26 protein-coding genes are annotated in these 26076 nt (G+C 68.7%); 16 read left to right on the top strand and 10 right to left on the bottom strand.

The annotated features are described in order from the left end of the window. Nucleotides 1-99: 99 nt before the first annotated feature. The gene (locus BMX96_RS08055; RefSeq protein WP_091845026.1) at nt 100-972 is read left to right on the top strand and encodes a LysR family transcriptional regulator; all 873 of its coding nucleotides are present in this window, start codon (nt 100-102) and stop codon (nt 970-972) included. Between the two features lie 3 nt (nt 973-975). On the opposite strand, the gene BMX96_RS08050 is transcribed toward BMX96_RS08055, so the two are convergent. Together BMX96_RS08050 and BMX96_RS08045 are read right to left on the bottom strand one after the other, a co-directional pair. After that, nucleotides 976-1527, bottom strand: a complete 552-nt coding sequence (locus tag BMX96_RS08050; RefSeq protein ID WP_091845025.1) for an ActR/PrrA/RegA family redox response regulator transcription factor — start codon at nt 1525-1527, stop codon at nt 976-978. Nucleotides 1528-1588: 61 nt separating this feature from the next. After that, nucleotides 1589-2230 carry an SCO family protein gene (locus BMX96_RS08045; protein ID WP_091845024.1) on the bottom strand — a complete coding sequence of 214 codons (642 nt, stop codon included), beginning with the start codon at nt 2228-2230 and terminating at the stop codon, nt 1589-1591. Nucleotides 2231-2299: 69 nt separating this feature from the next. Between BMX96_RS08045 and regB the strand changes: the two genes are divergently transcribed. The 8 genes from regB (at nt 2300) to trxA (ending at nt 14235) form a co-directional block, all read left to right on the top strand. After that, nucleotides 2300-3727 carry a sensor histidine kinase RegB gene (gene regB, locus BMX96_RS08040; RefSeq protein ID WP_091845023.1) on the top strand — a complete coding sequence of 476 codons (1428 nt, stop codon included), beginning with the start codon at nt 2300-2302 and terminating at the stop codon, nt 3725-3727. A gap of 93 nt (nt 3728-3820) precedes the next feature. Continuing rightward, nucleotides 3821-5392, top strand: coding sequence for a PAS-domain containing protein (locus BMX96_RS08035; RefSeq protein ID WP_091845022.1), 1572 nt, complete (start codon nt 3821-3823; stop codon nt 5390-5392). 39 nt (nt 5393-5431) lie between these two features. Then, complete coding sequence (tsaE, locus tag BMX96_RS08030; RefSeq protein ID WP_091845021.1) at nt 5432-5914, top strand: tRNA (adenosine(37)-N6)-threonylcarbamoyltransferase complex ATPase subunit type 1 TsaE; 483 nt, start codon at nt 5432-5434, stop codon at nt 5912-5914. Then, complete coding sequence (locus BMX96_RS08025; RefSeq protein WP_236737001.1) at nt 5907-6875, top strand: aminoglycoside phosphotransferase family protein; 969 nt, start codon at nt 5907-5909, stop codon at nt 6873-6875. The genes tsaE and BMX96_RS08025 overlap by 8 nt, the downstream gene beginning before the upstream one ends. Then, nucleotides 6872-7558 (top strand): nucleotidyltransferase family protein, encoded by a 687-nt coding sequence (locus BMX96_RS08020; protein ID WP_236737000.1) that lies wholly within the window; start codon nt 6872-6874, stop codon nt 7556-7558. Before BMX96_RS08025 ends, BMX96_RS08020 begins: the two co-directional genes overlap by 4 nt. Then, nucleotides 7551-10508, top strand: coding sequence for a double-strand break repair protein AddB (gene addB / locus BMX96_RS08015; protein ID WP_091845020.1), 2958 nt, complete (start codon nt 7551-7553; stop codon nt 10506-10508). Before BMX96_RS08020 ends, addB begins: the two co-directional genes overlap by 8 nt. Beyond that, nucleotides 10505-13861 (top strand): double-strand break repair helicase AddA, encoded by a 3357-nt coding sequence (gene addA / locus BMX96_RS08010; RefSeq protein WP_091845019.1) that lies wholly within the window; start codon nt 10505-10507, stop codon nt 13859-13861. The genes addB and addA overlap by 4 nt, the downstream gene beginning before the upstream one ends. Before the next feature lie 53 nt (nt 13862-13914). Next, nucleotides 13915-14235 (top strand): thioredoxin, encoded by a 321-nt coding sequence (trxA, locus tag BMX96_RS08005; protein WP_073126979.1) that lies wholly within the window; start codon nt 13915-13917, stop codon nt 14233-14235. Between the two features lie 64 nt (nt 14236-14299). Here the strand turns inward: trxA and BMX96_RS08000 are convergent, their stop codons facing one another. Then, on the bottom strand, nt 14300-15208 hold the full coding sequence (locus BMX96_RS08000) for a hypothetical protein (protein WP_091845018.1): 909 nt from the start codon (nt 15206-15208) through the stop codon (nt 14300-14302). Nucleotides 15209-15293: 85 nt separating this feature from the next. Here BMX96_RS08000 and hslV point away from each other — a divergent pair, with 85 nt between their 5' ends. Continuing rightward, on the top strand, nt 15294-15851 hold the full coding sequence (gene hslV / locus BMX96_RS07995) for an ATP-dependent protease subunit HslV (protein ID WP_073126975.1): 558 nt from the start codon (nt 15294-15296) through the stop codon (nt 15849-15851). Nucleotides 15852-15871: 20 nt separating this feature from the next. Here hslV and BMX96_RS07990 read toward each other — a convergent pair whose 3' ends face one another. Genes BMX96_RS07990 through motA form a run of 3 tightly spaced genes read right to left on the bottom strand, consistent with a single transcriptional unit; the run spans nt 15872 to nt 17405 of the window. Continuing rightward, nucleotides 15872-16294 (bottom strand): hypothetical protein, encoded by a 423-nt coding sequence (locus BMX96_RS07990; RefSeq protein ID WP_091845017.1) that lies wholly within the window; start codon nt 16292-16294, stop codon nt 15872-15874. Beyond that, the gene (locus tag BMX96_RS07985) at nt 16291-16542 is read right to left on the bottom strand and encodes a hypothetical protein (RefSeq protein WP_091845016.1); all 252 of its coding nucleotides are present in this window, start codon (nt 16540-16542) and stop codon (nt 16291-16293) included. Before BMX96_RS07985 ends, BMX96_RS07990 begins: the two co-directional genes overlap by 4 nt. Continuing rightward, nucleotides 16539-17405, bottom strand: a complete 867-nt coding sequence (gene motA / locus BMX96_RS07980) for a flagellar motor stator protein MotA (RefSeq protein ID WP_091845015.1) — start codon at nt 17403-17405, stop codon at nt 16539-16541. The genes BMX96_RS07985 and motA overlap by 4 nt, the downstream gene beginning before the upstream one ends. Before the next feature lie 100 nt (nt 17406-17505). Between motA and BMX96_RS07975 the strand changes: the two genes are divergently transcribed. The 6 genes from BMX96_RS07975 to BMX96_RS07950 all read left to right on the top strand — a co-directional run bounded on the left by BMX96_RS07975 (nt 17506) and on the right by BMX96_RS07950 (nt 23187). Next, entirely contained in the window at nt 17506-18591 is a 1086-nt protein-coding gene (locus BMX96_RS07975; protein WP_091845014.1) for a hypothetical protein, read from the top strand. A gap of 159 nt (nt 18592-18750) precedes the next feature. Then, entirely contained in the window at nt 18751-19194 is a 444-nt protein-coding gene (locus BMX96_RS07970) for a Ros/MucR family transcriptional regulator (protein WP_091845248.1), read from the top strand. A 38-nt stretch (nt 19195-19232) separates the two neighbouring features. Further along, nucleotides 19233-20207 carry a flagellar motor protein MotB gene (locus tag BMX96_RS07965; RefSeq protein WP_091845013.1) on the top strand — a complete coding sequence of 325 codons (975 nt, stop codon included), beginning with the start codon at nt 19233-19235 and terminating at the stop codon, nt 20205-20207. A gap of 281 nt (nt 20208-20488) precedes the next feature. Next, nucleotides 20489-21148 (top strand): hypothetical protein, encoded by a 660-nt coding sequence (locus tag BMX96_RS07960; RefSeq protein WP_139210012.1) that lies wholly within the window; start codon nt 20489-20491, stop codon nt 21146-21148. Between the two features lie 15 nt (nt 21149-21163). Then, complete coding sequence (locus tag BMX96_RS07955; RefSeq protein WP_091845011.1) at nt 21164-22504, top strand: flagellar hook-length control protein FliK; 1341 nt, start codon at nt 21164-21166, stop codon at nt 22502-22504. Nucleotides 22505-22515: 11 nt separating this feature from the next. Continuing rightward, nucleotides 22516-23187, top strand: a complete 672-nt coding sequence (locus BMX96_RS07950; RefSeq protein WP_091845010.1) for a flagellar hook assembly protein FlgD — start codon at nt 22516-22518, stop codon at nt 23185-23187. Between the two features lie 55 nt (nt 23188-23242). Here the strand turns inward: BMX96_RS07950 and BMX96_RS07945 are convergent, their stop codons facing one another. The 4 genes from BMX96_RS07945 to flgG all read right to left on the bottom strand — a co-directional run bounded on the left by BMX96_RS07945 (nt 23243) and on the right by flgG (nt 26061). Continuing rightward, entirely contained in the window at nt 23243-23773 is a 531-nt protein-coding gene (locus tag BMX96_RS07945; protein WP_091845009.1) for a hypothetical protein, read from the bottom strand. A gap of 88 nt (nt 23774-23861) precedes the next feature. Next, on the bottom strand, nt 23862-24611 hold the full coding sequence (locus BMX96_RS07940) for a flagellar basal body L-ring protein FlgH (protein ID WP_091845008.1): 750 nt from the start codon (nt 24609-24611) through the stop codon (nt 23862-23864). Beyond that, nucleotides 24608-25276: a flagellar basal body P-ring formation chaperone FlgA gene (gene flgA / locus BMX96_RS07935; RefSeq protein WP_073126947.1), complete on the bottom strand. Its 669-nt coding sequence runs from the start codon at nt 25274-25276 to the stop codon at nt 24608-24610. Before flgA ends, BMX96_RS07940 begins: the two co-directional genes overlap by 4 nt. Then, entirely contained in the window at nt 25276-26061 is a 786-nt protein-coding gene (gene flgG, locus BMX96_RS07930; protein WP_073126945.1) for a flagellar basal-body rod protein FlgG, read from the bottom strand. The genes flgA and flgG overlap by 1 nt, the downstream gene beginning before the upstream one ends. Nucleotides 26062-26076 lie beyond the last annotated feature (15 nt).

The raw sequence follows: 26076 nt of genomic DNA, 5'->3' as shown, positions 1-26076 counted from the left end.
GTAGGCGCTGCACCTTTCGACTTCCGATGTCCCTCATGTAGCTGCTCTAGTGGGCCATACCGAATCAGAACGGATTCTTGCATGTAAGGTGGGCTTACAATGGACTGGCACGGGGTTCCTTCGCTTCAGGCCTTGCGGGGGTTGGAAGCCGTCGCGCGGCTGGGCTCCTACACCGCCGCCGCGGCCGAGCTGAACGTGACCCACGCCGCGGTGTCGCAGAGCGTGCGCAAGCTCGAAGCGCATTTCGGGGTGGCGCTGATCCAGCGAACGCCTGACGGAATGGCGCCGACGCATGACGCGATCGCGCTCTGTGCCGCGCTGACGGACGGGTTCGGACGCATTGCCGGTGCGGCGCGGGACATGGCGACGCGCAACAGCACCCGGCCGCTGCGGGTGTCGCTGACGCCGTCGCTGGCGGCCAGCTGGATCATGCCGCGCATGGGTCGGTTCTGGACCCGCCACCCCGAGGTCGAGCTGGAGCTGCTGCCGTCGAACCGCGTGGTGGACCTGTCGCGCGACGGGTTCGACATGGCCATCCGGCAGGGCAAGGGCGATTGGCCGGGCGTCGAGTCGGAATGGTTGATGGGATCGGTGCACGTGGTCGTCGCGGGGCCCGAGGCACCGGCCGTCGGCCCGCTCACGGACCTGTCGCCGCTGTCCACCTGGCCCTGGCTTCTCGGGCCCTACAGGCAGGCCGAGATCGACTGGGCCCGCGCGCACGGGCTGGACCTGGACCGGGTGCGCGCGACCGAGTTCGACGACAATGCCATGCTGCTACAGGCGCTGCGCGGGTCGGACCGGGTGGCGATCCTCCCCTACCCTGTGGTGTCCGATGACCTGGCACGCGGCAGCCTCATCGACCTGTTCGAGGATACCGAGACCGATTACGGCTACTTCGTCGTCACGAGACCGGGCCACCGCCCCGAGACGCTGCGCAAGTTCGTAAGATGGTTGCGGGCCGAAGCCGCCTGAAACCTAGCGCGGTGACCGCTTGGCCAGGATCCGCTGCAAGGTCCGGCGGTGCATGTTCAGCCGCCGGGCCGTCTCGGACACATTGCGGTCGCACTGCTCGTAGATGCGCTGGATATGTTCCCACCGCACCCGGTCGGCGGACATGGGGTTCTCGGGCGGCGGGGGCAGATCCTCGCCGGTGGCCAGCAGCGCGGCGCTGATCTGGTTCGCGTCGGCGGGCTTGGACAGGTAGTCGGTCGCGCCGATCTTCACCGCCGCCACGGCGGTCGCGATGGCGCCGTAGCCCGTCAGCACGACGATGCGCGTGTCCTCGCGCCGCTCGCGGATCTGCTCGACCACGTCCAGCCCGTTGCCGTCGCCCAGGCGCAGGTCGATGACGGCGTAGGCCGGCGTCGCCTCGCGGACCGCGGCCAGTCCTTCTTCGACCGACTCGGCGGTGCGCACCTCGAAGCCGCGCTTCTCCATCGCCCGGGCAAGGCGTTTCAGGAACGCCTCGTCGTCATCCAGCAGAAGAAGGCTCTTGTCCGAACCGATTTTCTGGGCAGTCTCGCTCATCCCGCATCCCGCAATTCTCTACTACGTCGTGTGACATAGGCGCGGAACGGCGGCGATCAAATCACGCCCTGCTGAGGTAGCACTCCATGCTCTCGGCCATCGCGTCGGACTCGATCCCCTCGCCGGCCACGCCGGGCGCACCGCGATAGAACTCGACGAAGCCGTGTTCGGGCAGGACCAGGTAGCTGAAGACCGAGTGGTTCATCAGGTAGCCGTCCTCGCCCACATCGGGCCCGCGCCCGTAATACGCGCGATAGGCCCGCGCCGCGGCGTCGACTTGCTCGGCCGAGCCGGTCAGCCCCAGCATGTCTGGATGCAGGTAGTCGGTGTACTCGGCCAGCACCTCGGGCGTATCGCGGGCCGGGTCGATGGTGATGAACACGGGCGTCACGTCGTAGCCGCGCGCGTCCAGCAGGTCCACGACCTCGGCGTTGCGCGCGGCATCGTATGGGCAGACATCGGGGCAGAAGGTGTAGCCGAAATAGATCAGGGTCGGTCCGTCGATGACGTCGTCCGACGTCACGGTCTCGCCGGTCTCGGACACCAGCGTGAAGTCGCCACCGATCGTGCTGCCGCCCCCGGCGATGACGTTGTCCCGGCAGGGCGCGAAGGGACCGCCATCCTCGCGCAGCAGCAGGCCGGCGGTCAGCCCGACCCCAACGGCCACTACCGCCGCGCCGCCGAACAGGTAAGCCTTCTTCATCGCTTGCGTCCTTTCGTCCCGAATCCGGCCCATTGATCGGGCCGCGTGACCGGCCTTACAAGCGAAACGATGACGCAGACAGACACAGCGCCCGATTTCGGCCCCAACGAACCGATCTTCGCGGCGCCGCGACGGTCGAACTGGGTGCGCCTGCGCACCATGATCCTGCTGCGCTGGATCGCCATTGCCGGGCAGGTCGTGACCGTCATCCTGTCGCTGGTGTTCCTCGACCTGGCGCTGCCCACCGGGCTGATCGCGGTCACCATCGCGGTGGCGGTCATCACCAATGTCGCCGCCGCGCTGATCTATCCCGAGAACAAGCGCCTGAACGAGACCGGGCTGGCGGGCGTGCTGGTCTTCGACATGGTGCACCTGTCGACGCTGCTCATGCTCACGGGCGGGCTGAACAACCCGTTCGCGTCCCTGATCCTCGCGCAGGTGGCGATCTCGGCCGCGGTGCTGCGGCTGAACGCGACCCTGCTGGTGTGCGTCGTCGCGGTGGGGCTGACCACGACGAATTTCTGGGTCTACGTCCCGCTCAGCACCACCGACGGGGCCGAGATGCACCTGCCCCCGCTGTTTCGGCTGGGCTTCTGGGCGGCGATCTGCATCGGGGTCATCTTCCAGGCCGCCTACGCGCGCCGGGTCACGCTGGAGATGACGGCCATGGCCGACGCGTTGCAGGCGACGCAGATGGCTCTGGCGCGCGAACAGAAGCTGACCGACCTGGGCGGCGTGGTCGCCGCCGCCGCGCACGAACTGGGCACGCCCCTGTCGACCATCGCGCTGGTCAGCGGCGAGATGCTCGAGGAGCTGGGCGAGGACTCGGACCTGCGCGACGACGCGCGGCTGATCCGCGACCAGGCCGAGCGGTGCCGGATGATCCTTCACTCCATGGGTCGCGCCGGCAAGCAGGACAGCCACATGCGCCACGCGCCCCTGTCGGCGGTGCTGGAGGAAGCGGCCGAGCCGCACGGCGCCCGCGGGGTCGAGCTGATCTACGACCTCGCCCCCACCGGCGCCGTCGAGTTCGACCCCGAGGACGAGGAGCCCGTGATCCTGCGCCGCCCCGAAGTGGTGCACGGCCTGCGCAACCTGATCCAAAACGCGGTGGATTTCGCCCGGTCGCGGGTCTGGATCGACGCCCGCTGGAGCGACGAGACCATCAACCTGCGCATTGCGGACGACGGCCCCGGCTTTCCGCCCGACCTTCTGCCCGTCCTGGGCGACCCGTTCATGCGCAGCCGCAATGCCGGTCGCACGACGCGCCGCGAGGACAGCCAGGGCATGGGGCTGGGCCTGTTCATCGCGAAGACGCTGCTGGAACGTTCGGGCGCCGAGCTGGTCTTCGCCAACGGGGTCGACCAGTTTACCGAGCGGTCGCCGCACCGGACCCGCACCGGCGCCATCGTCACCCTGCGCTGGTCGCGCGCGGCACTGGCAGCAGAAAGCGGCGGCCGCGGCGCGCTGGGCGACAACCAACCGACGGACATTTGAGTAAAAAGCCCCTTTCTCGGAAGATTTAACGCTTCGTTAAGCCTTAACCGAAAAGGCTGATCGTTAACGTGTCGTTTCGGACGGGGGATATCTATGACGGTTGTCGATCTGGTGCTAATCTGTGCCGTGGTCTCGCTGGCCGCGGCACTGGCCGGTGCGGCCTTCATCGCTCATCGGATGGCCGGGGACCGGCGCAGCCAGTCCCTGTTGCTCGAGGACGACCCGACCGCGACCACCTTCATCGTCGAGCGCGCGGCGGTGGTGGAAACCACCGGCCCCGCCCGGGACTACGTGGCGCAGCTCGGCGAGGGTCGCGTCTCCTATCGCGGCCTTGCTGGTCATCTCGGCCGGCTCTTTCCCGACTTCTCTCGCACCATGCTCGAGATGCCGCGCCTGAAGTCCGCGACATTGACCTCGCAAGACCGATCGAGCGCACTGCAGCTTCGCAATGAAGGGTCCTGCGTGCGCCTGTCGCTCGTCTCGGCCGAGACCGATGTCGTGACGCTGGACCGCGGGGCCCATGCGTCGTTGGGGGCCGAGCTGGAAAGCCTGCGCGCGCTGGGCGATGCGATGGCCTACGCTGCCTGGCGCCAGGGGCCGCAAGGCACGGTTACGTGGGTCAACCGGGCCTATCTCGCCCTGGTCGAAGGGGTTTCCGAAAGCCCGGCGACGGCCTGGCCGCCGCACCGGGTATTCCCATGCCTGGACCCGGACGAGGGTGACATCCAGCGTTTGTCGCTCACGGACCCCGACGGCGGCGAGCGGTGGTTCGACTGTCACCTCTCGCGGGTCGGGGCCGACCTGTTCGTCACGGCCCTGCCCGTCGACGCCTTGGTGCGGGCCGAAACGTCGCTGTCCGAGTCGATCCAGGCCTTCTCCCGCACCTTCGCGCAGCTGACCGTGGGCATCGCGTTTTTCGACCGCGATCGGAAGCTTGTCATGTTCAACCCCGCCCTGACGGACCTCACGACCTTGCCCATCGACCTGCTGCTGTCGCGCCCCGGGCTCGACTCGTTCCTCGACGCGCTGCGGTCGCGCAACATGATGCCCGAGCCCAAGGACTACAGCAGCTGGCGTGACCACGTGCTGAACGTGGAACGCGCGGCCAGCGACGGCACCTATTGCGAGCTGTGGCACCTTGCCGGTGAGCGGACGTTCCGGGTCACCGGCCGTCCGCAGCCCGACGGCGCCTTCGCCCTGCTGGTCGAGGATATCAGTGCCGAAGTCGGCCTGACGCGCCGATTCCGCAGTGAAATCGCCACCACCCGCGCGGCGCTGGACGCGCTGCCCGACGCCGTGGCGGTTTTCGACGAGATCGGCACGCTGGTGCTGACCAACACGGCTTACGATACGCTCTGGGGCGTGGACACCGAAAGCACGCTGACACAGATCACAGCGCGCGACGCATTGGGCGACTGGATGGCCAAGTCCGAACCCCACCCCTGCTGGACCGAGCTGCGCAATCACATGTTGCGCGGCGCCGAGGCGCGCGACTGGACCGCGACCATCGTCACCACGGCGGGCACGCCGCTGAAGCTGACCTTCGGATCGCTTCCCAATGCCATGACGATGGTGCGGTTCACCCCCGCCGCGCCGCCACAGCGCCGGGCCCGGATCACGCCACTGCGCGGCGCCGCCGAAGTTGCCGCGCGGTTGAAAGCCTAACCGCTTGAAGCCCGGCAGGCGGGCGGTAATGGTGCCCCCATGACCACCGCCCCCCACCTGACGCTTGACCTGTCAGACGCCGATGCCACCACCCGGCTCGGCCACGTGCTGGCCACGCTTGTGGGGCCGGGCGATTGCCTGTGTCTCGAAGGGCCGCTGGGCGCCGGCAAAAGCCACCTTGCCCGCAGCGTGATCCAGGCCCTGCAGGCGCCCCATCGCCCGCCCGAGGACGTGCCGTCGCCCACCTACACGCTGGTGCAGGCCTACATCGCCGGGCCGCTCGACATCCTGCACGCCGATCTCTACCGGCTGGGCGACGCGTCCGAACTGGCCGAGCTTGGGCTGGATGACGGGTTCGAGACCGCTCTCACGCTTATCGAGTGGCCCGACCGGCTCGAGGACCGGGTGCCAAGGGGCGCGCTATGGCTGGCCTTTGCCATGCAGGACACCGGCCGCAGTGTGACGCTCAGCGGTTGGGATGCATCCCGGCTTGGCGCGATCGAGGCCGCGTTCCGTGACTGAACGCGTGCCGCAGATCGACGCTTTCCTGCGGGGCGCAGGCTGGGGCGACGCCGTGCGCATGGACCTGGCCGGCGACGCCTCGGCCCGTCGCTATCTCCGCCTGTCGCGCGACGGTGCGACCGTCATCCTGATGGACGCGCCGCCCGAAACCTGCGGACGGCAGGACGCCTTCCTGCGTCTGGGCGACCATCTTCGCGGGCTGGGTCTTGGCGCACCCGCCGCGCTGGCCGCCGATCTCGACGCGGGGCTCCTGCTGCTCGAGGATCTGGGCGACCGGCTGGTCTCGCGTCTCGTGGCCCACGACGCCAGTCTTGAGAAACCGCTCTACGCCGCTGCAACCGACGCGCTGGTGCAGATGCAATCGGCGCCGCCACCGGCGGCCCTGCCGCGCTATGGCCCCGCCGAGATGGCCCGCGCGATCCGGCTCACTTGGGAACACTACCTGGGCCAGGACGACCCTCCCTCGCCCGCGTGGCTTGAGCTGGAATCGGCGCTGGAACAGTGCCTGTCCCGCCACGACGACGGCATCCCGGTCCTCGTTCACAGGGACTATCACGCCGACAACCTGCTGTGGCGCCCCGATGAACGGGGTCTCGCGCGGCTCGGCGTGCTCGACTTCCAGGACGCGGTGGCGGGGCACCCGGCCTACGACCTCGCCTCGCTGTTGCAGGACGCGCGGCGCAGCCCGGCGCCGGGTATCGAGGACGAGATGATCGACCGCTTCACCCGCGCCCGCCGGCTGGACACCGCAGAATTCCGCGCCGCCTATGCCGCGCAGGCCGCCCAGCGCCACCTGCGGATCCTCGGGATCTTTGCGCGGCTGGCGCAGGATCGGGGCAAGCCCGGATACCTCGCCCACCTGCCCCGCGTCTGGGCCGACCTGCAATGCGATCTCGACCATCCCGCGCTGCACGACGTGCGCGACCGCGTGCTGTCACTGATCCCGGCGCCCGCCCGATGACCGGAGCCTTTCCCTTTCCCGTGATGCTGTTCGCGGCGGGGTTCGGCACGCGTATGGGCGCGCTGACCCAGGACCGGCCCAAGCCCATGGTCGAGGTCGCGGGTCGTCCGCTGATCGACCACGCCATCGATCTGTGCCGCGCCGCCGGGGCCACCCGGCTGGTGGCGAACGTGCATTACAAGCCCGACGCCATCATCCCGCACCTGCTTTCCCGCGATGTCGCGGCCTCGCACGAAACGCACGAGATCCTCGACACCGGCGGGGGCCTGCGCCACGCGCTGCCGCTGCTGGGCGATGGTCCGGTGATGACATTGAATACCGACGCGGTCTGGACGGGACCGAACCCGCTGGCCGCGCTGGCGCAGTCGTGGCGCCCCGGCATGGGCGCGCTGTTGATGACCGTGCCGCTTGCCCGCACCCGTGGCCGTGACGGCGCAGGCGACTTTGCCATGTCCCCCGAAGGCGACCTGTCGCGTGGCGGCGACCTGGTCTTCACCGGCGCGCAGATCATCGACCCGGCGGTGCTGCGCGACTACCCCCACGCCGTCTTCTCGCTATCGCAGGTCTGGACCGACCTCGCCGCACGCGGCGCGTTGCACGGGATCGAGCATCCCGGCCACTGGGCCGATGTGGGCCACCCCGAGGGAATCACGGCGGCGGAGGCCCTGTTGCGCGATGTTTGAACCGCAGGACACCCCACGCCTGTTCGGCCTTCCCCCGGGCGCCGATTTCGCGGCCGAACTGGTCGCGGGGCTGGAGTCGCGGATGCAGGATCGGGCGCCCGAGGATTGGGCGCGCGTCCGCCTGATCGTCAACAGCGCCCGGATGCAGTCGGCGGTCATCGCACGGCTCGTCGACCGGCCGTTGCGCATCCTGCCCCGGGTCGAGCTGATCACCGACCCGGGCGCCGACGCGGTGATGGCGGGCCTGCCGCAGCCCGCCCATCCGCTGGGCCGGCGCCTGGAACTGGCCCAGCTGACCGCCCGGCTGCTGGAGACCTCGCCCGACCTCGCGGCCCAAAGCGCCGCGTATGACCTGGCCGACAGCCTTGCCTCGCTCATGTCGGAAATGCAGGTCGAAGGCGTCGGCCCAAGCGCCCTGCGCGACCTGGATATCAGCGACCAGTCCGGCCACTGGCAACGCGCGCTGGCCTTCATCGACCTTGTCCAACGCTACTTCCAGCCCGGCGCGACGCCCGATCCCGACGCGCGCCAGCGTCAGCTGGTCGAGGGCCTGATCCGCCGCTGGGCCGCAACGCCGCCTTCGGACCCGATCCTCATCGCGGGCTCCACCGGGTCGCGCGGCACGACATCCCTGCTCATGCAGGCCGTGGCGCGCCTGCCGCAGGGGGCGGTTATCCTGCCCGGTTTCGATTTCGAAATGGGGCCGGACCTGTGGGACGGGCTGGCCCGCGACACCGGCGCCGAGGACCACCCGCAATACCGCTTTGCCGACCTGGCCCGCGCGCTGGACGTGCCGCCCCGGTCGGTGGCGCGCTGGACCGAAACAGACCCTGTTCCGGCCCGTCGCGCCCTGGTCTCGATGGCCCTGCGCCCGGCCCCGGTCACCGACGGATGGCTGCGCGACGGCCCTGGCCTGGGCGACCTCATGGTGGCGAGCCAGGGTCTTGGCCTGCTCGAAGCGCCCGATCCCCGGACCGAGTCGCTGGCCATCGCCCTGCGTCTGCGCGCGGCGGTGGACGCGGGACAGACCGCCGCGCTCATCACCCCCGACCGGACGCTTGCCCGGCAGGTGACCGCCGCGCTGGACCGTTGGGGCATCACCCCGGACGACAGCGCGGGGCAGCCCCTGTCGCTCTCGGCGCCGGGGCGCCTGCTGCGCCACACCGCCGGGTTGCTGGGCCGCGCGGCGACGCCCGAGACGCTGCTGACCGTGCTGAAGCACCCGCTGGTCCATACCGGCGCCGATCGCGGCCCCCACCTGCGCCGCACGCGCGAACTGGAGCTGTGGCTGCGCCGTGCCGGCCCGCCGCGCCCCACCGCCGACGACCTGCGGCAATGGGCCGAAACCGCCGGGATCGAGGGCGCGGACGCGTGGCTGGACTGGATCTGCGACACGGTGCTGGCCGCCGAGGACTGCACCACCGGGCCGCTGGCCGACATGGTCGCCTATCACGTCGCCCTGACCGAGGCCCTGGCGCGCGGCCCGGCGGGCGCAAGTACGGGCGAGTTGTGGCAAGAGACCGCGGGAGAAGCTGCGCTGGCCGAGATCGGCACGTTGTCCGAGCAGGCGGCGGCAGGGGGCGAAATGACACTCGCCAACTACCGCGCGCTGATCGACGCCATCCTGCGCGCAAGACCCGTCCGCGATGCCGTCACCGCCGATCCGCGCGTCCTGATCTGGGGTACGCTCGAGGCGCGGGTGCAGGGCGCCGACGTGGTCGTTCTGGGCGGCCTGAACGAGGGCACATGGCCCGAACCGCCCGGCCCCGATCCGTGGCTGAACCGCCGGATGCGGGCGGAACTGGGCCTGTTGTCTCCTGAACGCAGCATCGGCCTGTCGGCGCACGATTTCCAGCAGGCAGTCTGCGGACGCGAGGTCCTGATGACCCGCGCGACACGCGACGCCGAGGCGGAAACCGTCATGTCGCGCTGGCTGAACCGGCTTCTGAACCTGATGGCGGGCCTGCCCGGCACCGGGGGCCCCGACGCCGTGTCGCAGATGCGCGGGCGCGGGCGGATCTGGCTCGACCACGCGCAGGGGATGGAGGCGCGGGTGACCCGGGTGCCCACCACACCGCGGCCCGCGCCCTGCCCGCCCGCCGCCGCGCGTCCCACCCGGCTCAGCGTCACCGACATCCAGAAGCTGGTGCGCGACCCCTACGCCATCTACGCCAGCCGGGTGCTGCGGCTTCGCGCGCTCGACCCGCTGCGCAAGGACCCCGACGCGCGGCTGCGTGGCACCGCGACCCACGCGATCTTCGAGGACTACGTCCAGACCGTCGCCCCCGATGATCCCGACGCCGCCGCGAAACTGGTCGACCTCGCCCGCGCGCACTTCAAGACCGAGGTGCCGTGGGTCGCCACGCGCCTGAACTGGCTGACGCGGCTGGAACAGGTGGCGCCCTGGTTCGTCGATGCCGACGCCGCGCACCGCTCCGTCACCCGCCCGGCGGGGCTGGAGATCCGGGGCGAATGGCGGGTGCCGGGCACCGATGTCACCCTGCGCGGCACCGCCGACCGGATCGACCTGCACGAGGACGGCACGCTGGTCGTTCTGGACTACAAGACCGGGACCGCGCCCACCGACAAGCAGATCCGCCACTACGACCCGCAGGTTCTGATCGAAGCCGCCATGGCCGAGGCCGGCGCCTTCACCGACCTGCCGGCGCGCGAGGTCTCGCACGCGGGCCACGTGCAGCTGGGCAGCCCCGCGAAGTGGCGCCTGTTCCCGCTGCGGTGTGAAGACCCGAAGGAGAAGCAGGTTCGGCTGGACCCGGACGAGGCCACGCAGATGCTGCAACGGCTGCTTCAGGCCTATGCAGACCCCGAAAAGGGCTTCCAGTCGCGGCGGGCGATGGAAACCATGGTCTACGCCTTCGATTTCGATCACCTGGCGCGCTACGGCGAATGGGACATCTCGGACCCGGCCACACCGGAAAAGCTCACATGACGGGCCCCTCAATCGACGACGCCACCCGCCGCCAGATCGCGGCGGCACAGCCCGACCGCTCAACCTGGCTGTCGGCCAATGCCGGGTCGGGCAAGACGCGGGTGCTGACAGACCGGGTTGCGCGGCTGCTGCTGGGCGGCACGGCGCCCCAGAACATCCTGTGCCTGACCTACACCAAGGCCGCCGCGTCCGAGATGCAGAACCGGCTGTTCAAGACGCTGGGCGGCTGGTCGATGCTGCCCGACGCCGACCTGCGCGCGGCGCTGCAGCGCCTGACCGGCGGTGGAACCGTCACCGACGACGCGCTGTCCGCCGCCCGGCGGCTGTTCGCCAAGGCGGTCGAGACGCCGGGCGGCCTGCGCATCCAGACCATTCACTCGTTCTGCGCCATCCTGCTGCGCCGCTTCCCTGTCGAAGCCGGGGTCAGCCCCCAGTTCGCCGAGATGGACGACCGCAGCGGCGAGCTGTTGCGCGGCGATTGCCTCGAGGACCTGGCCGAACGGCAGCCCGACACGGTGCGCGCGCTGGCCAGGGCCCTGGGCGGCTCGGACATCGGCAGCACGGTCGCGGCGCTTGTCGCCCAGCGCGACCATTTTCGCGCGCCGCTGGATCGCCCCGAATTGTGCCGCTTGTTCGAGATCCCCGAGACGCTGACCGAGGATCGGCTGGTTTCGCAGGTCTTCGACCCGGGCACGGTGGACCTGATCGACCGGGTGGTCACGGCCATGGCCGCCAGCGACAAGCCGACGGACCAGGGCAATGCCGACAAGCTGCGCGCGGCGGGCACCGGGACGCTTGTGGCCTGCGAGGCGCTCGAGTCCATCCTCCTGACAGGCTCAAGCGCGAAAGAACCCTTCAGCGCCAAGATCGGAAGCATCCCAACGGCGGGCTGCCGCAAGGCGATGGACCCCGCAGATGTGGACGCGCTGAACGACCTGATGACGCGGGTTGAATCCGCGCGGGACGCGCGCATGGGCCTGGCCGAGGTCGCCCGCAATCTTGCCCTGCAGGACTTCGCGGCCGCCTTTCTGCCGCTTTACGAGCGGGCCAAGACCGCGCGTGGCTGGCTGGATTTCGATGACCTGATCCTGCGCGCGCGCGACCTGCTGACACGCAGCGACGTGGCGCGCTGGGTGCTCTACCGGCTGGATGGCGGGATCGACCATATCCTGGTGGACGAGGCGCAGGACACCTCCCCGGCCCAGTGGCAGATGATCGAGGCGCTGGCGGGCGAGATCACCGCCGGCGACGGGACCGAAGAGGCGACCCGCCGCACCCTGTTCGTCGTGGGCGACAAGAAGCAGTCGATCTATTCGTTCCAGGGCGCCGACCCCGAGGGCTTCGACCGGATGCACGACCGGTTCTCCGCCCAGCTGGGCGACGGGCGGATGGACCGGCGCGACATGCTGCATTCCTTCCGCTCCGCCCCCGCGATCCTGCGGGCCGTGGACGCGGTGTTCGACGGGCAGGGGATGGAGCATATCGCCTTCCGCGACCAGCTGCCCGGTCGCGTCGATCTCTGGCCCGCGGTGCCGAAACCCGACACCGACCCGCCCACCGATTTCGACGATCCGCTGGACCGCGTGTCCCCGCGGGACGAACGCGCGATCCTCGCCGGTCATGTCGCCGATGCCATCGCCGCCATGATCGGGACCGAGACCATCCCCGACCCCGCGCGCGACGGCGAACGCCGCAAGGTGCAGGCGGGCGATGTCCTGATCCTGTTCCGATCGCGCGGGCCGCTGTTCGACCTGACGATCCGGGCCTGCAAGGCGCGCGGCATCCCCGTGGCAGGGGCCGACCGGTTGACCCTGATGGCCGAACTGGCGGTCAAGGATATCGCTGCCCTGCTGTCCTTCCTCGCCACGCCCGAGGATGACCTTTCGCTGGCCGCAGCCCTGCGCTCGCCGCTTTTCGGATGGAGCGAACAGGACCTCTTCACGCTGGCGGCGCATCGCGGCAGCCGCATCCTGTGGCACGCCCTGCGCGACGGGCGCGACGCCTATCCCGAAACCATGGCGATCATCGACGACCTGCGCCGGCAGGCCGATTTCCTGCGCCCGTTCGAGCTGATCGACCGGATCCTTACGCGCCACGGGGGTCGGGCCCGGCTGGTGGGGCGCCTCGGCCCCGAATGCGAAGAGGCGATCGACGCGCTCCTGTCGCAGGCGCTGGGCTACGAGCGGTCCGAGATCCCCAGCCTCACCGGCTTCCTGTCGTGGCTGACCAGCGACGACATCGCGATCAAGCGGCAGTCGGAATCGGCGGGCGGCAACCTGCGGATCATGTCGGTGCACGGGGCCAAGGGGCTCGAGGCGCCCATCGTCATCCTGCCCGACACCACGGGCAAGCCGCGCAATATCGACGATCCGCTCTGGCCCGTGCCGGACGGGACGGGACGGCTGCTGAAACAGGGGAAGGATGTGCGCCCGGCCGTGCTGAAAGACGCCCACGCGACGCTGGACCAGGCCGCGGCGGCCGAGCGGGACCGCCTGCTCTACGTCGCGATGACGCGCGCACAGTTCTGGCTGATCCTCTGCGGCGCAGGGGATGCCGAGAAGACCGATGGCCGGTGGTATCCCCAGCTGGCAGCGGGCTTGGGAAGGCTCGATACCGCGCCGTTGGACACGCCGGCGGGCGACGGGCTCCGGTTCGCCACGGGCGACTGGACCGGGTTGACCGAGGTGCAGCACCCCACCCGTGACCCTCAGACGCCCCAACACGACCTTCCCGGCTGGATCGACACGCCCGCCGGTCCGCCGCCCGCCGCGCCGGTGCTGCTGCGGCCCTCGGACCTGGGCGGCGCCAAGGTCCTGTCGGACGAAGTCCCCGCCGATGCGCTGGACAGTGACGCGGCCCGCGCGCGCGGCACCGACCTGCACCTGCTGCTGGAATACCTGCCCCAGGCGCCCCGCGCCGATTGGAACCGTGTCGCCGCCGCGCTGCTGCCGGACCTCGGCGAGGCCGAGCGCGACGACCGCCTGGCCGCCGCGCGAACCGTCATCGACGCGCCCGGGCTGGCCGATCTCTTCGCCCCCGACGCGCTGACCGAGGTGCCCATCGCCGGACGCCTCCCCGATGGTCGCGCCCTGACCGGCGCCATCGACCGCCTTCTGGTCAACCCTGACCGGGTGCTGGCCGTGGACTACAAGTCGAACGCACAGGTGCCCGACACGCCCCAGACCGTGCCCGAGGGCCTGTTGCGGCAGATGGGCGCCTATGACGCCGCGCTGGCGGCCATCTATCCCGGCCGCCGGATCGAGACGGCGCTGCTCTGGACCGCGACCGCGCGGCTGATGCCGCTCCCCCCCGAGCTGGTGCGAACCGCCTTCGCCCGCGCCGGGCAATCTTGACCCGTCCGCTGCCGGTCCCTATCTCGGAACGACCGTTCCTGAAGGAGAGACCAATGGCCACCGTAGCCGTCACCGACGACACCTTCGACGCCGAAGTGAAGAATGCAGACCTGCCCGTGGTGGTGGATTTCTGGGCCGAATGGTGCGGCCCCTGTAAACAGATCGGCCCCGCCCTGGAAGAGATCTCGTCCGAGATGGAAGGCCGCGTTAAGATCGTGAAGGTCAACGTGGACGAGAACCCCAACGCCCCCGCCCAGATGGGCGTTCGCGGCATCCCGGCGCTGTTCCTGTTCAAGGACGGCCAGGTCGTCAGCAACAAGATCGGCGCCGCCCCCAAGGCCGCGCTGCAGAACTGGATCACCGAATCGATCTGATCCGGCCCCGATCGCGGAATTCCTCAAGCCCCGGCCATCGCGCCGGGGCTTTTGCGTTGCGGGCTCAGAACGTCCAACCGTGATCGGCGAAGCGGCGCAGGATCTGCGCCTCGGCATCCTCGGCCGCCGCGTCGATGGCGTTCATCCGGAAGAACCAGAACAGGTAGCGCGCGCAATCGGGGCGGTGGTCCGCCGCGCGGGCGAAAGCCCCGGCCACGCCCAGCTCGGCCACGTTCAAAGCGATGTGATGAAAGTCGATCTGTCCGAACAGGATCACCGGCAGGTCCAGCAGGTAGGCCAGCAGCGCCACCGACGAGTTCTGGGTGACCACCAGCCCGCTCTCGCCCAGCACCCGGTCCGCGGGCGCGTCGCTGACCTGCAATCGCGGGTGGCGGGCGGCAAGATCGTCCAGCGCCGCGCGCTCGGCCGTCAAATAGGTCTCGTTCGGGTGCAGGGTCGCCACCACGCGGCGCGGGCCGGTATGGGCCAGCGTCTGCTCCAGCATGGCCAGCGGCGACATGGTCTGGAACGACCGGGCCTCCTGCAAACGACCCTGAAGCGGGACGAACACGGCGTCGCCGGTCGCCTGCACGCCCTTCAGGTGCTGCCCCCGCCGCCAGGTGCGAAACCGCGCGGCCGCCTCGGGATCCACCGCCTCGGGGTCGAACCTTGCCTGCGCGACGTCCCATTCCCACCGCTTCGCCGATGCCTCGATCCGCCAGAACGGATACCAGTAGGCCAGCCGCGTGGTCAGCGACCGCGCGCCCAGCGGCGGAGCCATGTGGAACAGCGACCGTCCCGGCCGCGCCAGCGACGCCACCCGCGCCGCGTCGGAGTCCAGGCACAATTCCACCCGCCACCCGCGCGAACGCAGCGCCGCGTCGATCCGGTTGGTGTAGTTGTGCCCGCCCGCCCGCGCACGCTCCAGCAATTGCCGGTGGTAGAAGATCCGCAGCACGCGCGCGTCAGCCATGGCGCGCCTCCGCGATGCACGCCGGTTGGCAAGCCGTCGGCCCGGGTCCATATGAAAGCCAACCGAATTCCCGAAAGGAGCTTTCATGGCCGATACCGACTTTCCCGGCTGGCACGGCACCACCATCGTCGGCGTGCGCAAGGGCGGGCGCGTGGTGATCGCGGGCGACGGACAGGTGAGCCTGGGCGACACCGTCATCAAGGGCACCGCGCGCAAGGTGCGCCGGATCAGCCCGGGCGGCCGCGAGGTGATCGCCGGCTTCGCGGGATCGACCGCCGATGCCTTTGCCTTGCTCGAACGGCTCGAGACCAAGCTTGAAGCGACGCCCGGTCAGTTGCAGCGCGCGGCGGTCGAGCTGGCCAAGGACTGGCGCACCGACAAGTACCTGCAGAAGCTCGAGGCGATGCTGATCGTGTCGGACGGGTCGGATCTCTATGTCATTACCGGCGCGGGCGACGTGCTCGAGCCCGAGCATGACATCGCGGCCATCGGGTCGGGCGGCAACTATGCCCTGGCCGCCGGCCGCGCGCTGATGGACAGCGACATGGACGCCGAGGCCATCGCCCGCCGCGCCATGGATATCGCGTCGGATATCTGCGTCTACACCAACGGCAACCTGACGGTGGAAACCCTCTCGGCCTGATCGCTTCCCGGGGCCGCGGCTCAATCGTCGCGGCCCCAGCGCATCAGGGTCTGTTCCTCGATCACCTGTGTCTCGCGGCGGTCGCGCTGGCGCCGCTCGCGGGCCTGCTGCGCCTTGTGCGTCAACTCGATCCGCTTTAGGTCGATGAACGCATCGCGCAACTGCGCCTGCGCCTCGCGCGTGGTCTCTTCCAGCTTCTCGATCTCGGCTTCCTGCGCGCGCAGCAATTCACCCGCGTGGCGGACGAAATCGGCGGTGAACCGGGCGGCCTCGGGCAGATCCTGGTCCGCCCGTTCAAAGCGGGTTTCGGCCAGCGCGCGCTTGTCGGATTCGTGCCGCCTGATCGCCGCGTCCAGATCGACCAGCTCGCGCCCGATCTCCTGCACCCGGTGGCGACGCAGGCGCATCAGGGTCTCGAGCCCCGATCCGCGCTTGCGGCTCATTCGGCCGCGCCTTCACCCAGCAAGATCAGGGCCGACCGCATGTCGGTCAGGATGCCGGGGTCGAGAATGTTGTAATCGCCTTCCGACGGAATATGCCCGATGACGCCGTGCTTGCGCATCGACGCGGGAAGACCCCGTGCGGCGTCTTCCTCGGCCGCATCGGTCCCGTCGGTCGGCGGCGCTTCGGGCGCGGCGGCGAAGGCCGCCCCGCCCGACAACAGGACCAGAAGGACGGCCGCGCGGATCACGCCGCCGGCAGGGCGCGCTGCGCCTCTTCCACCGTCGAGAAGTCGGGCTGCTTGACCGTCGGGATGTTGCCGCGCCCGATCTCGACCGCGACCGACGGCGGATGGCCCGAGACGATGGCCACGATCACTTCGCGGATCACGGCGTAGAAGGCGCCGTCCTCTTCCTCGATCTGCTTCAGGCGCCCGGCGATGGGGGCGACCATGCAATAGGCCAGGAACACGCCCAGAAAGGTACCAACCAGCGCACCGCCGATCATCTTGCCCAGCACCTCGGGCGGCTGGTCGATGGAGGACATGGTCTTGATGACGCCCAGCACCGCCGCGACGATGCCGATGGCGGGAAGGCCGTCGGACATGGTCTGGATCGCGCTCGCCGGAACCAGGCTCTCGTGGTGGTGCTTCTTGATCTTGCGGTTGACCAGGTCTTCCATCTGGTAACGGTCATCGAACTGCATGGATACCATGCGAAAGCTGTCGGTGATCAGGTCGATGGCGAAGTGATCCTTCAGGATCTTCGGATAGCGCTGGAAGATCTCCGAGCTGTGCGGGTCCTCCACATGCGGGTCCATGGCGACGATGCCCTTCTGCCGATAGACGCGGGCCAGCTCGTACATCAGACTCAGCAGGTCGTTGTAATCCTGCGCCTTCCACTGCGGCCCCTTTATCACGCGGATGATGCCCTTGGCCGACTGCTTGGCCACCCCGAACGAATTGGCGATGACAAAGGCCCCGATGGCCCCGCCACCGATCATCATCCCTTCGTAGGGCAGGGCGTAAATAACGATGTCCATCTTGCCGCCCGACAGCATGAAGCCACCGAAGACCAAGCCGAACACGATCAGAATTCCAAGGATGAGTGTCATAAGTGCAGCGCCTGTCCATGTGATCGACGGTTCTGAAGATAAAAATCTTGATGTAGAAGGATAAATCAAGAATAAATCGGCCAAAACGAAGGGCACCGTTATGAATAGTGCTGTTTCTGCAAGAAAAGAGGGCGATGCCCAGGACCCCCTGGACGCGTTCGCCTATTTCTACGATCCGGCCGACGTGGCGCAGGCCGCGCGCGACTGGCCCGAGGACATCCGCCTGGCCGTCTGCCTGGATGCCGAGGGCACGTGCGAATTCGTGTTGTTTCACGAGGACGAGTCCGACACGGTTCTGGCGCGCATCGCCCGGGTTCTGGACCGCCCCATGGGCGGGTTCGAGACAAACCCCGCGGTCGATGGCTTCCCCGAGCGGTCATTGCTGTTCTCGCAGGAATCGGCCCTGCTGCGGATCCTGAGCCGTGACGCCGACCTGCTGGAGCGCGCCGTCGACTACGACCTGAACTTCCGCTTCGCCCGGGACGAGGGGCTCGACCCGGAAGAGGTCTGTGCCGATGTCGACCCGTCGTCGCACGGGTCCCGCTCGCTGTCCGCCCGCCGGTCGGTCCGCAAGATCTTCCCCCTGGCCGAACGGCGCAGCCCGGTCCCGCCTACGTCCCCGTCACCGCCCAAGGGATACCGGGCGCCGCAAACTGCCGCGCCGGAAACGCCCGCACCGCCGGCGCCGCCCGCCCCACCGGTCGAGTTGCGCGCCACGCTGCGCCGCGTGGGCGAACGGATCCGCCTTGAAAGCGACACGTCGAACGGCGTTCCGCACCTTGTCCGCGACGTCATGCTCCGGGACGACCTGGGGTCGATCCACGTCCCCGCCGCGGCGCTTGGCAGCACCGACCTGCGCTTTACCGCCATCGACATGCCGGCCGAGCTGTTCCCCGCCGACTTCGCAACGGACACCCCCCGGCGCGCGCGGGTGGCCGTGCTGCAGTCAGGCCTCTTCGTCACGCCGTCGAAACCGCTGGGCTTCCCCCTGCCCCACGGCGCCCGCGCCGTCACCCGCCGCCTGGGCCACGGCCTGCGGGTGCCGTTTCTCGCGGCGATGAGCCTTGTCGCCACCGGATTTCTCAGCGCGATGGTCGCGCACACCGTTACCGATGACGCCGACGGGTCGCTCTGGTCGGGCCGCGCGCCCGGGCTTGACGTGTTCACTGCGCAACAAACTCGGTAACCGGAAAATAGTGGCAAGATTAAGTTGAAACGGACAAGAATATCTGTAGAGTAGATCAAGTATTGATGCGGTCCTACAAGAACGAAACGGATCGCAGCGCGGTGTTCCGGCACCCATGATTGCAGAATGCATGATCAATCGTCTATCGGAGGCATTCTGATGTCCATTTCCCCCCTCAGCGACGACTGTATCGCGATCATTGCCGCGGGCTACGCCCAGCGCAGCGATGTTACCCAAGACCAGATCATCGAATTCGTGCATCGCCTGCGTGGCGGCACCGCCATCCCGGCGCAACCGGCCGTGACCCAGCCCGCCGCCGCGGGCCTCGCGATCCCGCGCACCCCCGCGCTGCCGGTCGAGCAGTCCGTCACCAACGACAAGATCTACTGCCTGTGCTGCGGCAAGGGCTTCAAGATGCTCAAGCGGCACCTGGGCGCCGAGCACGACATGACCGAGGATGAATACCGCGCGGCGTTCAACCTGCCCGCGTCGATGCCGCTGGTTGCGCCGTCCTATTCCGAGCGCAAGGCCGAGTATGCCCGCAAGGCCGGGCTCGGCACGTACCAGCGCGAAAGCCAGCGTAGCGGCCGCAGCGCCTCCTGACACGCCGGTCCAGCCGGTGCCAGTGAAAGGCCGCCGTCATGCCTGACAAAACGAACGCCCCGATCATCATCAAGCGCGTCGAGGAAGACGGGCACGAAGGTCACCACGGTGGCGGCTGGAAAGTCGCCTACGCGGACTTCATGACCGCGATGATGGCCTTTTTCCTTCTGCTTTGGATCCTCGCCGCATCCGACGAGGAAAAGCTGCGCGGGCTGGCCAACTATTTCACGCCGACCGTGTCGGAAACCGGCAAGGCCGCCGGGGACGGGTCGGACCTGCGCCCCATGGTGTCACCCGGGGCGCTGCTGGATGGCGGGCCGGCCGATGGCGGCCGCGCCGGGCCCTCTTTCGGCGAGGGCTCGCCCCTGCGCGTCTTCGACAGCCGGATGCGCGACACGCCGCCCGATGTCGTGGTCGAATACCTGCCCTCGAGCGAGGATCCCGCCAACCCTGCCGCCCAGATGCTGGATGAAAGCAATCGCCGCACCGAACAGGAGCAGGCCGAGGCAGAAGCCCGCGAACGGGCCGAGGCCGCCGCGGAAGAACGGCTGGACCAGATGCGCACCGAGATCCTCGAACGGCTGGAACAGGCCGACCTCCCCGAGGAGCTGGCGGCGTCGGTGAAACTCAGCCGCGATGGGAACGGCATGATCGTCGAGGTCGTCGACGTGGAGCGCCGGTCGTTGTTCGCCCGGGGCCGATCCGACATCCGCCCCGACGCCCGCGCGCTGATCCTGGCGATCGGCGAATCGCTGGCGGATGAAGACGGCGCGGTGCAGATCATCGGTCATACCGATGCGACGCAGTTCGGCGACGGCTCCGGCTACTCGAACTGGGAACTGTCGGCCGACCGGGCCAACGTGGCGCGGCGGCTACTGATCGAAGCCGGTGTCGATGTCACGCAGATCGGGGGCGTCAGCGGCGTGGCCGCGACCCAGCCCGCCAACCTGGCCGACCCCTTCGCAGCCGAGAACCGCCGAATCTCGATCCGGATCTCCAACGCCGTCAACTGATGGGACTTCGCGCGCCGCAGTGAGTGTACAGGCCCTGGAAAGGCGCGCGTGAATTCGCAAGGTGATTGGATTTCCCGGGCGATTTATACACAGAAATCGTTTCTCGGCCGCCGTCTTTCCGGTCGCCCGTGACAAAGTCGCAACGTTTTCGACGCGTCAGGTAAAGACCCGCTCGTAATGGTTGGATTTGTCGGCAGCATTTCGCCATGTTCAGAGCAATCGCGTCAGAACAAAAATAAGGCGCGGCATAAAGGCAGACCATACAGGCGGTCACAATGACAATGAAAACCCTTCTCCACGCTCTGTGGGATGGTGCGGTGCGTCCGTGTGCGCCGTGCCGGGCGGAAACCTTTGATCGGCTTCTTTCCCATTTCGTGCCGGTCAACTGCGTGCTGCTGACCATCGACGATACCATGGCCCAACCCCGCGCCCTGTCCGAAGACACGAATCTGGTGTCGGGCATCACGCTGGGCGACGCCGTTGCCGAAGAGCTGGACGTCGATGTTCCCTACGGTGCCGTCATTCTGATCCGCCATGAGGCTGCAATCGACGATCTGTCCCACGCGGCAGGCCAGGCGGTGGCGGAGCTCGCCATCGCCATGGTCGCCCGCGCGCCCCTTCCGGCGGCCCGGCGCGATGCCGTGCTGATGGAGCTTGCGTCTCTCTATGCGCTCAAGGCCGAAGGCGCCGCCGCCCGCGCGCTGGGGCTCGATCCGGTGTCTTTCTGTAAGGGCATGTCCGACCTGTTCCGGGCCCATTGGTCGCGCGCAGGAACCGTCCGTGGCAACGCACCGCGGACCGATGCGGCCCGTGGGCGTCCGTCGCTGCCTGCGAGCCGGGCGCGCCTGTCGTTCCAGGACCTCAGCACCGAAATCGCGACGCGCTATGCCATGGCAAACCGCAGCCCGGCGGATGGGGATGCCCGGTCCCGGATCAACTGATGCCGTGAGCGTCGCATGAACATTCTTTCCCCCACGGCGGGCAACGCGGCAAGCGGGCCGTCCGGCAATACTATCGCCCAGGCCGCCACCGGATTCGACGCTCTGGTGGCCGGGGTGGCCGGCTCCGCCGAGAAGGGCACGACGACCGGCGAGACCGGCACTCCCAAGACGGACTCCGACGCGCTAGATACCATGCTGGCCGAAGTGCTGTCGGCCCTGCCCACCGAGCTGTTCGACCAATTGCGAGAGCAGGTTTTTGCGGGGATCGAGGGAATGGGCGATGGCGGAGTGCCGGATGCCGAAACGCTCGGCACGCAGCTTGCCGCGGCCATCGCGGCGCTGGACGGATCCGTGCAGGCCGAGGTCACCGGCGCGCTGTCCCTGCCCGAAGGCACGGACCTCGCCCAGTCACTGACCCGGCTCATCGCGCCCAAACTCGCCGCACTGACGCCCACCGCGTTCTCGCCCCCGATGGGTATCGCGCCCGTCGCCCCGCGCGGCCCCGAGCGGTCGGATGCCACCGGCAGACCCCAGGTCGCCGCCTCAAGCCCGCTCGCCCTGCAAGCCGCCACGGGACAGACCGGCACGCAATCGACCGTTCCGGTCGCTGTGCAGGTGTCCACCAAAGAGCCGACAGCCGGTGCACACCCCGTGCCGAACGCTGCACAATCCGCACCGACGGCTGCACAGATTGCGCCGGACGGGGCACAGCCTATGCCGCAGGGCGCACAGCCTATGCCGGTTGCTGCACCCAAGTCCGACGCCATGCCGACGGGGTTTGCACAATTCGTGGCCCAACAGAGCACGGGCGGTGCCGCAGCCCAGCCGCCGATCGACGGAGGACCCGCGCCCCTCCCGCCGTCCGAATTCGCCCCCCGTCCGCAGCAACCGCTCCCGACGCAGGCCACGGCTCCGGCGCCCCCGACACCGACAGCACCCTCACCCGAGTTGCCACAGCACGTGGCGCGCCAAATCCGCTCGGCCGAGATCGGTGATGGCAAGATGCGCATCGAACTGCGCCCCCACGGCATTGGCGAGCTCGAGATCGAGATCGCCAAGTCCGAAGCCGGCCGCCTTCAGATCGTCGTCCGCGCCGAGCAGGCCCCGGTGCTCGCCATGATCCGCAACGACCGCGACGCGCTGATGCAGGCCCTTCACGCGCGCGGACTGGAAACCGACGCCGCTGACCTTGATTTTCAGGGGTTTGACCGGGGCAACGGTCAAGGGACACCCCACCGCGACGGGCCGTTCACCCGCGACGCCGCCGTGCTGGGCAGTGATCCCGCCGCGCCCGAAGACACACTGTCTCCCGTCGCGCGCATCCCCTCCGCGCGCGGCCTGAATATCCTCACCTGAAGGAGCCGACGATGATCGACAGCACAGCGACCCAAGCCAGTGCCGGGGCCACGTCCCAGACCGCCGCTCAGAAGGCATCGGACAAGCTGGACGAACAGTATCAGCAGTTCCTGACCCTTTTGACCGCGCAGATCTCGAACCAGGATCCGTTGAAACCGATGGATTCGACCCAGTTCGTGTCGCAGCTGGCGCAGCTCAGCCAGGTCGAGCAGGGCGTCGCCACCAACCGCAATCTCGAAGCCGTCCTAGAACAGCTCCAAGGCGCCACCGCCCGCTCCGATCTCGATCTGATGGGCCGCGACGTGCTGGTCGCATCGGACACGGCGACCTTGGACGAAGCGGGTTTCGGCGCCGCCTTCGAGCTTGGTGAAGATGCCGCTTCGGTCACCGCGAGAATCCTGGCGTCGGACGGCGCCCTCGTGCGCGAGCTCGATCTCGGCGCCGCGAATGCGGGCGAAATCCATGACCTGACCTGGAACGGGCGCGACAGCCAGGGCCTTCCGGTGCCCCCGGGCAGTCTGAGGGTCGAACTGACGGCCTTGGACTCGGAAGGCGCGCAGGTTTCGTCGGAAACGCTGGCGCGCACCCGCGTCGAAGGTGTCAGCTTCGCGCAAACCGGCGCCTCTTTGCACCTTGCGACAGGCGCACAGGTCAATTCCCTCGCCGTGCGCAGCGTCCGCTAGGCCGCACCACGAATTGCAGATATCGGAGCGGTGGATCTGAACCCGGCGGGTTCGATTACATCCGCGGCACGTCCTGCTTCAGCAGGTTGACGAAGACCACATCCTCGACGCCCGGGAACTCGGGCTTCAGCGCTTCGGTCAGCGCGGTCCCCAGCGCCCGGTCGTCGATATTGACGCCGCGCAGGATCGGTCGTTCTGCCAGGGCGTGCATCTCGGCGAGGATCACGTCACGCGCACGGACGGCGGATTCGACCCGGGTCAGAATATCTGCCGCGCGGGCATCAACGGCTTTGAGGGCAATATCGGCCACCACGTAGGACACGATCCGCGTTTTCTGGACCGGCACGTTCACCTGGCCGATCCGTACCAGAAGGCGATCCTGGGCGACCTCGTAGCTGTCCTTGGAGGCGACGGGCTCGGGACCGTGCGCTTCTTCCTTGGGTGTCTCGGTCGCGTGGGTCTCATCCGCCTCGGGCGTGTGGGATTCCATTTCGGCCGGCGGCGGGGCCAGCACGGTCGCGGCACCGTATCCCGCGCCGACCAGCGACAGGCCCAGGACGCCTAGAATCACGATCGTCAATTTCATGCGAGAAAGGCCCCCTGGGTCGCGTGTGGCGACGAAGGTGGCCGATCAATGCGGCGGATCCTGTCAGATCCGGTGGCGGAAGGACGAATTAATAGGGCAAGACTATGTCCATCGCGTCCTCTCCGTAGCCGCGGCTTTGGGTCCGTGACAGGGCCCCGCGCCCGCCATAGGCGATCCGCGCCTCTGCAATACGCTCATAGGGTATCGTGTTGTCGTTGCGGATGTCGGCGGGCCGGACGATCCCGGCCATGCGCAGCTCGCGCAGTTCGTTGTTGACCTTGACCTCCTGGCGTCCCGCGACCACCAGCGCGCCGTTCGGCAGCTTCTGCACCACCAGCGCGGCGACCTTGAGGTTGATCTCCTCGTTGCGGGCGATGGACCCCTCGCCCGAAGCCGAAGACCGCGCCCCGACCTCGATCACGTCCTCGCCGGCGGGCAGATCGTCGAAACCGGGGACAAGCTCGGCGATCCGTCCCGCCAGCCCGAAGAAGGTCGGGAACCCGGCCGAGGCGCTGCCGCCGCGTTCACGGTCCGAGGCGGTGCGCAGCCGCGCCTCGTCGTCGATGGAAATGATGACGGTCAGGATGTCGCCCACGTCGTCCGCCCGCTGGTCGGAGAACAGGCTGTCGGTCGAACGGGCAAAGAGCGACGCACGCGCCGCGCCCACGGGCGTGGGGGCCTGCACCGCCTCGGGCATGGGGACGGAGACGCGCGCGACCTCGGGCATGGTCTGCGGCGACAGCACCAGGTCCGAGGTGTGCGGATCGCGCCCGAAATGCTGTCCGGCGGAGCATCCCGCCAGCAGGCAGACCAGTAACAGGGGGGTCTTGGGACTCATCTCACGATCTCCACGATGCCTTCTGCGGCGGCGATGCCGTTCACGGGCTTGTTGCTGACGAGGTTGACGATGCGCACGTCCTGCCCGCGATGAGCATCGGCGAGCGCGCGGCCCGGCGCGGTAAGCGACAGGGCGCCGTCGGTGAACCTGATTTCCACGCGGTCGCCGCGTTCGATGACGCGCGGCTCGATCACGGATTGGACCTGCACGGGTCGTCCGGGCGACAGCATCCGCCGCACCTCCATCCCGACGATCGCGGCACGGTCGGTGACGGCAAAGCTGCCGACACGGCCCAGCGGCATGTCGGCCACGTCCAGGTCGGCTTCGGTCACGATTTCGCCCGGCATGATACGCCGCACGGGCACCGGAACCGGCAGGGTGATCAGCGCGAGGCCGGACAGGCGCCGCACGTCACCGTCGGGAAAGACGGCGTTGGTCAGGAACTGCCCGGTGACGGGATCCATCCAGAAGTCGGCCAGCATGACCACGTCCTCGACCGGCGGATCCTTGACGGTGATCGCAAACTGCCCGGCCTCGTGCAGCTCGGCGCCGTAGCTTTGGCGCGCGCGTTCCTCGATCAGCACTTCCAGCGGCGCCGAAAAGGCGCCGGTCGCCTGCAGCAGCAGGATCGCCATGGCGACCTGGAGGATCGTCAGCAGCCGCATCACCGCACCTGGTTCGCGGCGTTCAGCATCTGGTCGGCGGTCTCGATGGCCTTCGAGTTCATCTCGTAGGCCCTTTGCGCCTGAATCAGATCGGTGATCTGCCGGATCACGTCGACGTTCGACGACTCGACAAATCCCTGTCGCAGCACGCCGAAGCCCGGATCGCCCGGCACCGCGACCTGCGCCTCGCCCGAGGCCTCGGTCTGCAGCAGGAAGTTGTCGCCCACGGCGCGCATGCCCGCCGGGTTGATGAAGTTCGCCATGGTGATCTGGCCCAGCTCGATCGCGTTGGGATCCCCGTCCTCGTAGGCCAGGACGGTGCCTTCCTCGTTGATCTCGATCGACACGGTGTTCTCGGGGAAGACGATCCCGGGCTGCACGCGGTAGCCCTGCATCGTCACCAACTCACCTTCGGCGGACAGCTGGAAGGTGCCGTCGCGGGTGTAGGCGGGGGTGCCATCCGGCATCTCGATCTCGAAGAACCCCTGCCCGTCGATGGCGATATTCGTCTGGTTGTCGGTGCGCACCAGCCCGCCCTGGGTGTTCAGCCGCACGGTGCCTGCCGTCTGCACGCCCAGGCCGATATCGACACCGATGGGCCGGGCGGTGCCGGCCTCGGAGGTGGCGGCGCCGGCGCGCTCCATGGACTGGTAGATCAGGTCCTGGAAGGCCGCGCGCGACGACTTGAAGCCGGTCGTGTTCGCGTTGGCGATGTTGTTCGAGATGACGTCGACATTGGTCTGCTGGGCCATCATGCCGGTGGCTGCGATTCCAAGGGCTTTCATCCTGTCGATCCTTCC

Source organism: Palleronia pelagia (genome assembly GCF_900110115.1).
GTDB classification, from domain to species: Bacteria; Pseudomonadota; Alphaproteobacteria; order Rhodobacterales; family Rhodobacteraceae; genus Palleronia; species Palleronia pelagia.
This window is presented reverse-complemented; position numbering and strand designations above follow the sequence as displayed.

What these genes read in the sequence shown, in the direction of transcription:
- motA (WP_091845015.1), bottom strand. Translation starts at nt 17,405, where the DNA reads ATGACACTCATCCTTGGAATTCTGATCGTGTTCGGCTTGGTCTTCGGT.
- BMX96_RS08000 (WP_091845018.1), bottom strand. Translation starts at nt 15,208, where the DNA reads ATGGCTGACGCGCGCGTGCTGCGGATCTTCTACCACCGGCAATTGCTG.
- BMX96_RS07955 (WP_091845011.1), top strand. Translation starts at nt 21,164, where the DNA reads ATGAACATTCTTTCCCCCACGGCGGGCAACGCGGCAAGCGGGCCGTCC.
- BMX96_RS07970 (WP_091845248.1), top strand. Translation starts at nt 18,751, where the DNA reads ATGTCCATTTCCCCCCTCAGCGACGACTGTATCGCGATCATTGCCGCG.
- BMX96_RS07990 (WP_091845017.1), bottom strand. Translation starts at nt 16,294, where the DNA reads ATGAGCCGCAAGCGCGGATCGGGGCTCGAGACCCTGATGCGCCTGCGT.
- BMX96_RS07945 (WP_091845009.1), bottom strand. Translation starts at nt 23,773, where the DNA reads ATGAAATTGACGATCGTGATTCTAGGCGTCCTGGGCCTGTCGCTGGTC.
- BMX96_RS08045 (WP_091845024.1), bottom strand. Translation starts at nt 2,230, where the DNA reads ATGAAGAAGGCTTACCTGTTCGGCGGCGCGGCGGTAGTGGCCGTTGGG.
- regB (WP_091845023.1), top strand. Translation starts at nt 2,300, where the DNA reads ATGACGCAGACAGACACAGCGCCCGATTTCGGCCCCAACGAACCGATC.
- BMX96_RS08020 (WP_236737000.1), top strand. Translation starts at nt 6,872, where the DNA reads ATGACCGGAGCCTTTCCCTTTCCCGTGATGCTGTTCGCGGCGGGGTTC.
- flgG (WP_073126945.1), bottom strand. Translation starts at nt 26,061, where the DNA reads ATGAAAGCCCTTGGAATCGCAGCCACCGGCATGATGGCCCAGCAGACC.
- hslV (WP_073126975.1), top strand. Translation starts at nt 15,294, where the DNA reads ATGGCCGATACCGACTTTCCCGGCTGGCACGGCACCACCATCGTCGGC.
- BMX96_RS08055 (WP_091845026.1), top strand. Translation starts at nt 100, where the DNA reads ATGGACTGGCACGGGGTTCCTTCGCTTCAGGCCTTGCGGGGGTTGGAA.
- BMX96_RS07950 (WP_091845010.1), top strand. Translation starts at nt 22,516, where the DNA reads ATGATCGACAGCACAGCGACCCAAGCCAGTGCCGGGGCCACGTCCCAG.
- BMX96_RS07960 (WP_139210012.1), top strand. Translation starts at nt 20,489, where the DNA reads ATGAAAACCCTTCTCCACGCTCTGTGGGATGGTGCGGTGCGTCCGTGT.
- addA (WP_091845019.1), top strand. Translation starts at nt 10,505, where the DNA reads ATGACGGGCCCCTCAATCGACGACGCCACCCGCCGCCAGATCGCGGCG.
- BMX96_RS07965 (WP_091845013.1), top strand. Translation starts at nt 19,233, where the DNA reads ATGCCTGACAAAACGAACGCCCCGATCATCATCAAGCGCGTCGAGGAA.
- addB (WP_091845020.1), top strand. Translation starts at nt 7,551, where the DNA reads ATGTTTGAACCGCAGGACACCCCACGCCTGTTCGGCCTTCCCCCGGGC.
- BMX96_RS07975 (WP_091845014.1), top strand. Translation starts at nt 17,506, where the DNA reads ATGAATAGTGCTGTTTCTGCAAGAAAAGAGGGCGATGCCCAGGACCCC.
- flgA (WP_073126947.1), bottom strand. Translation starts at nt 25,276, where the DNA reads ATGCGGCTGCTGACGATCCTCCAGGTCGCCATGGCGATCCTGCTGCTG.
- BMX96_RS08035 (WP_091845022.1), top strand. Translation starts at nt 3,821, where the DNA reads ATGACGGTTGTCGATCTGGTGCTAATCTGTGCCGTGGTCTCGCTGGCC.
- BMX96_RS08050 (WP_091845025.1), bottom strand. Translation starts at nt 1,527, where the DNA reads ATGAGCGAGACTGCCCAGAAAATCGGTTCGGACAAGAGCCTTCTTCTG.
- tsaE (WP_091845021.1), top strand. Translation starts at nt 5,432, where the DNA reads ATGACCACCGCCCCCCACCTGACGCTTGACCTGTCAGACGCCGATGCC.
- trxA (WP_073126979.1), top strand. Translation starts at nt 13,915, where the DNA reads ATGGCCACCGTAGCCGTCACCGACGACACCTTCGACGCCGAAGTGAAG.
- BMX96_RS07940 (WP_091845008.1), bottom strand. Translation starts at nt 24,611, where the DNA reads ATGAGTCCCAAGACCCCCCTGTTACTGGTCTGCCTGCTGGCGGGATGC.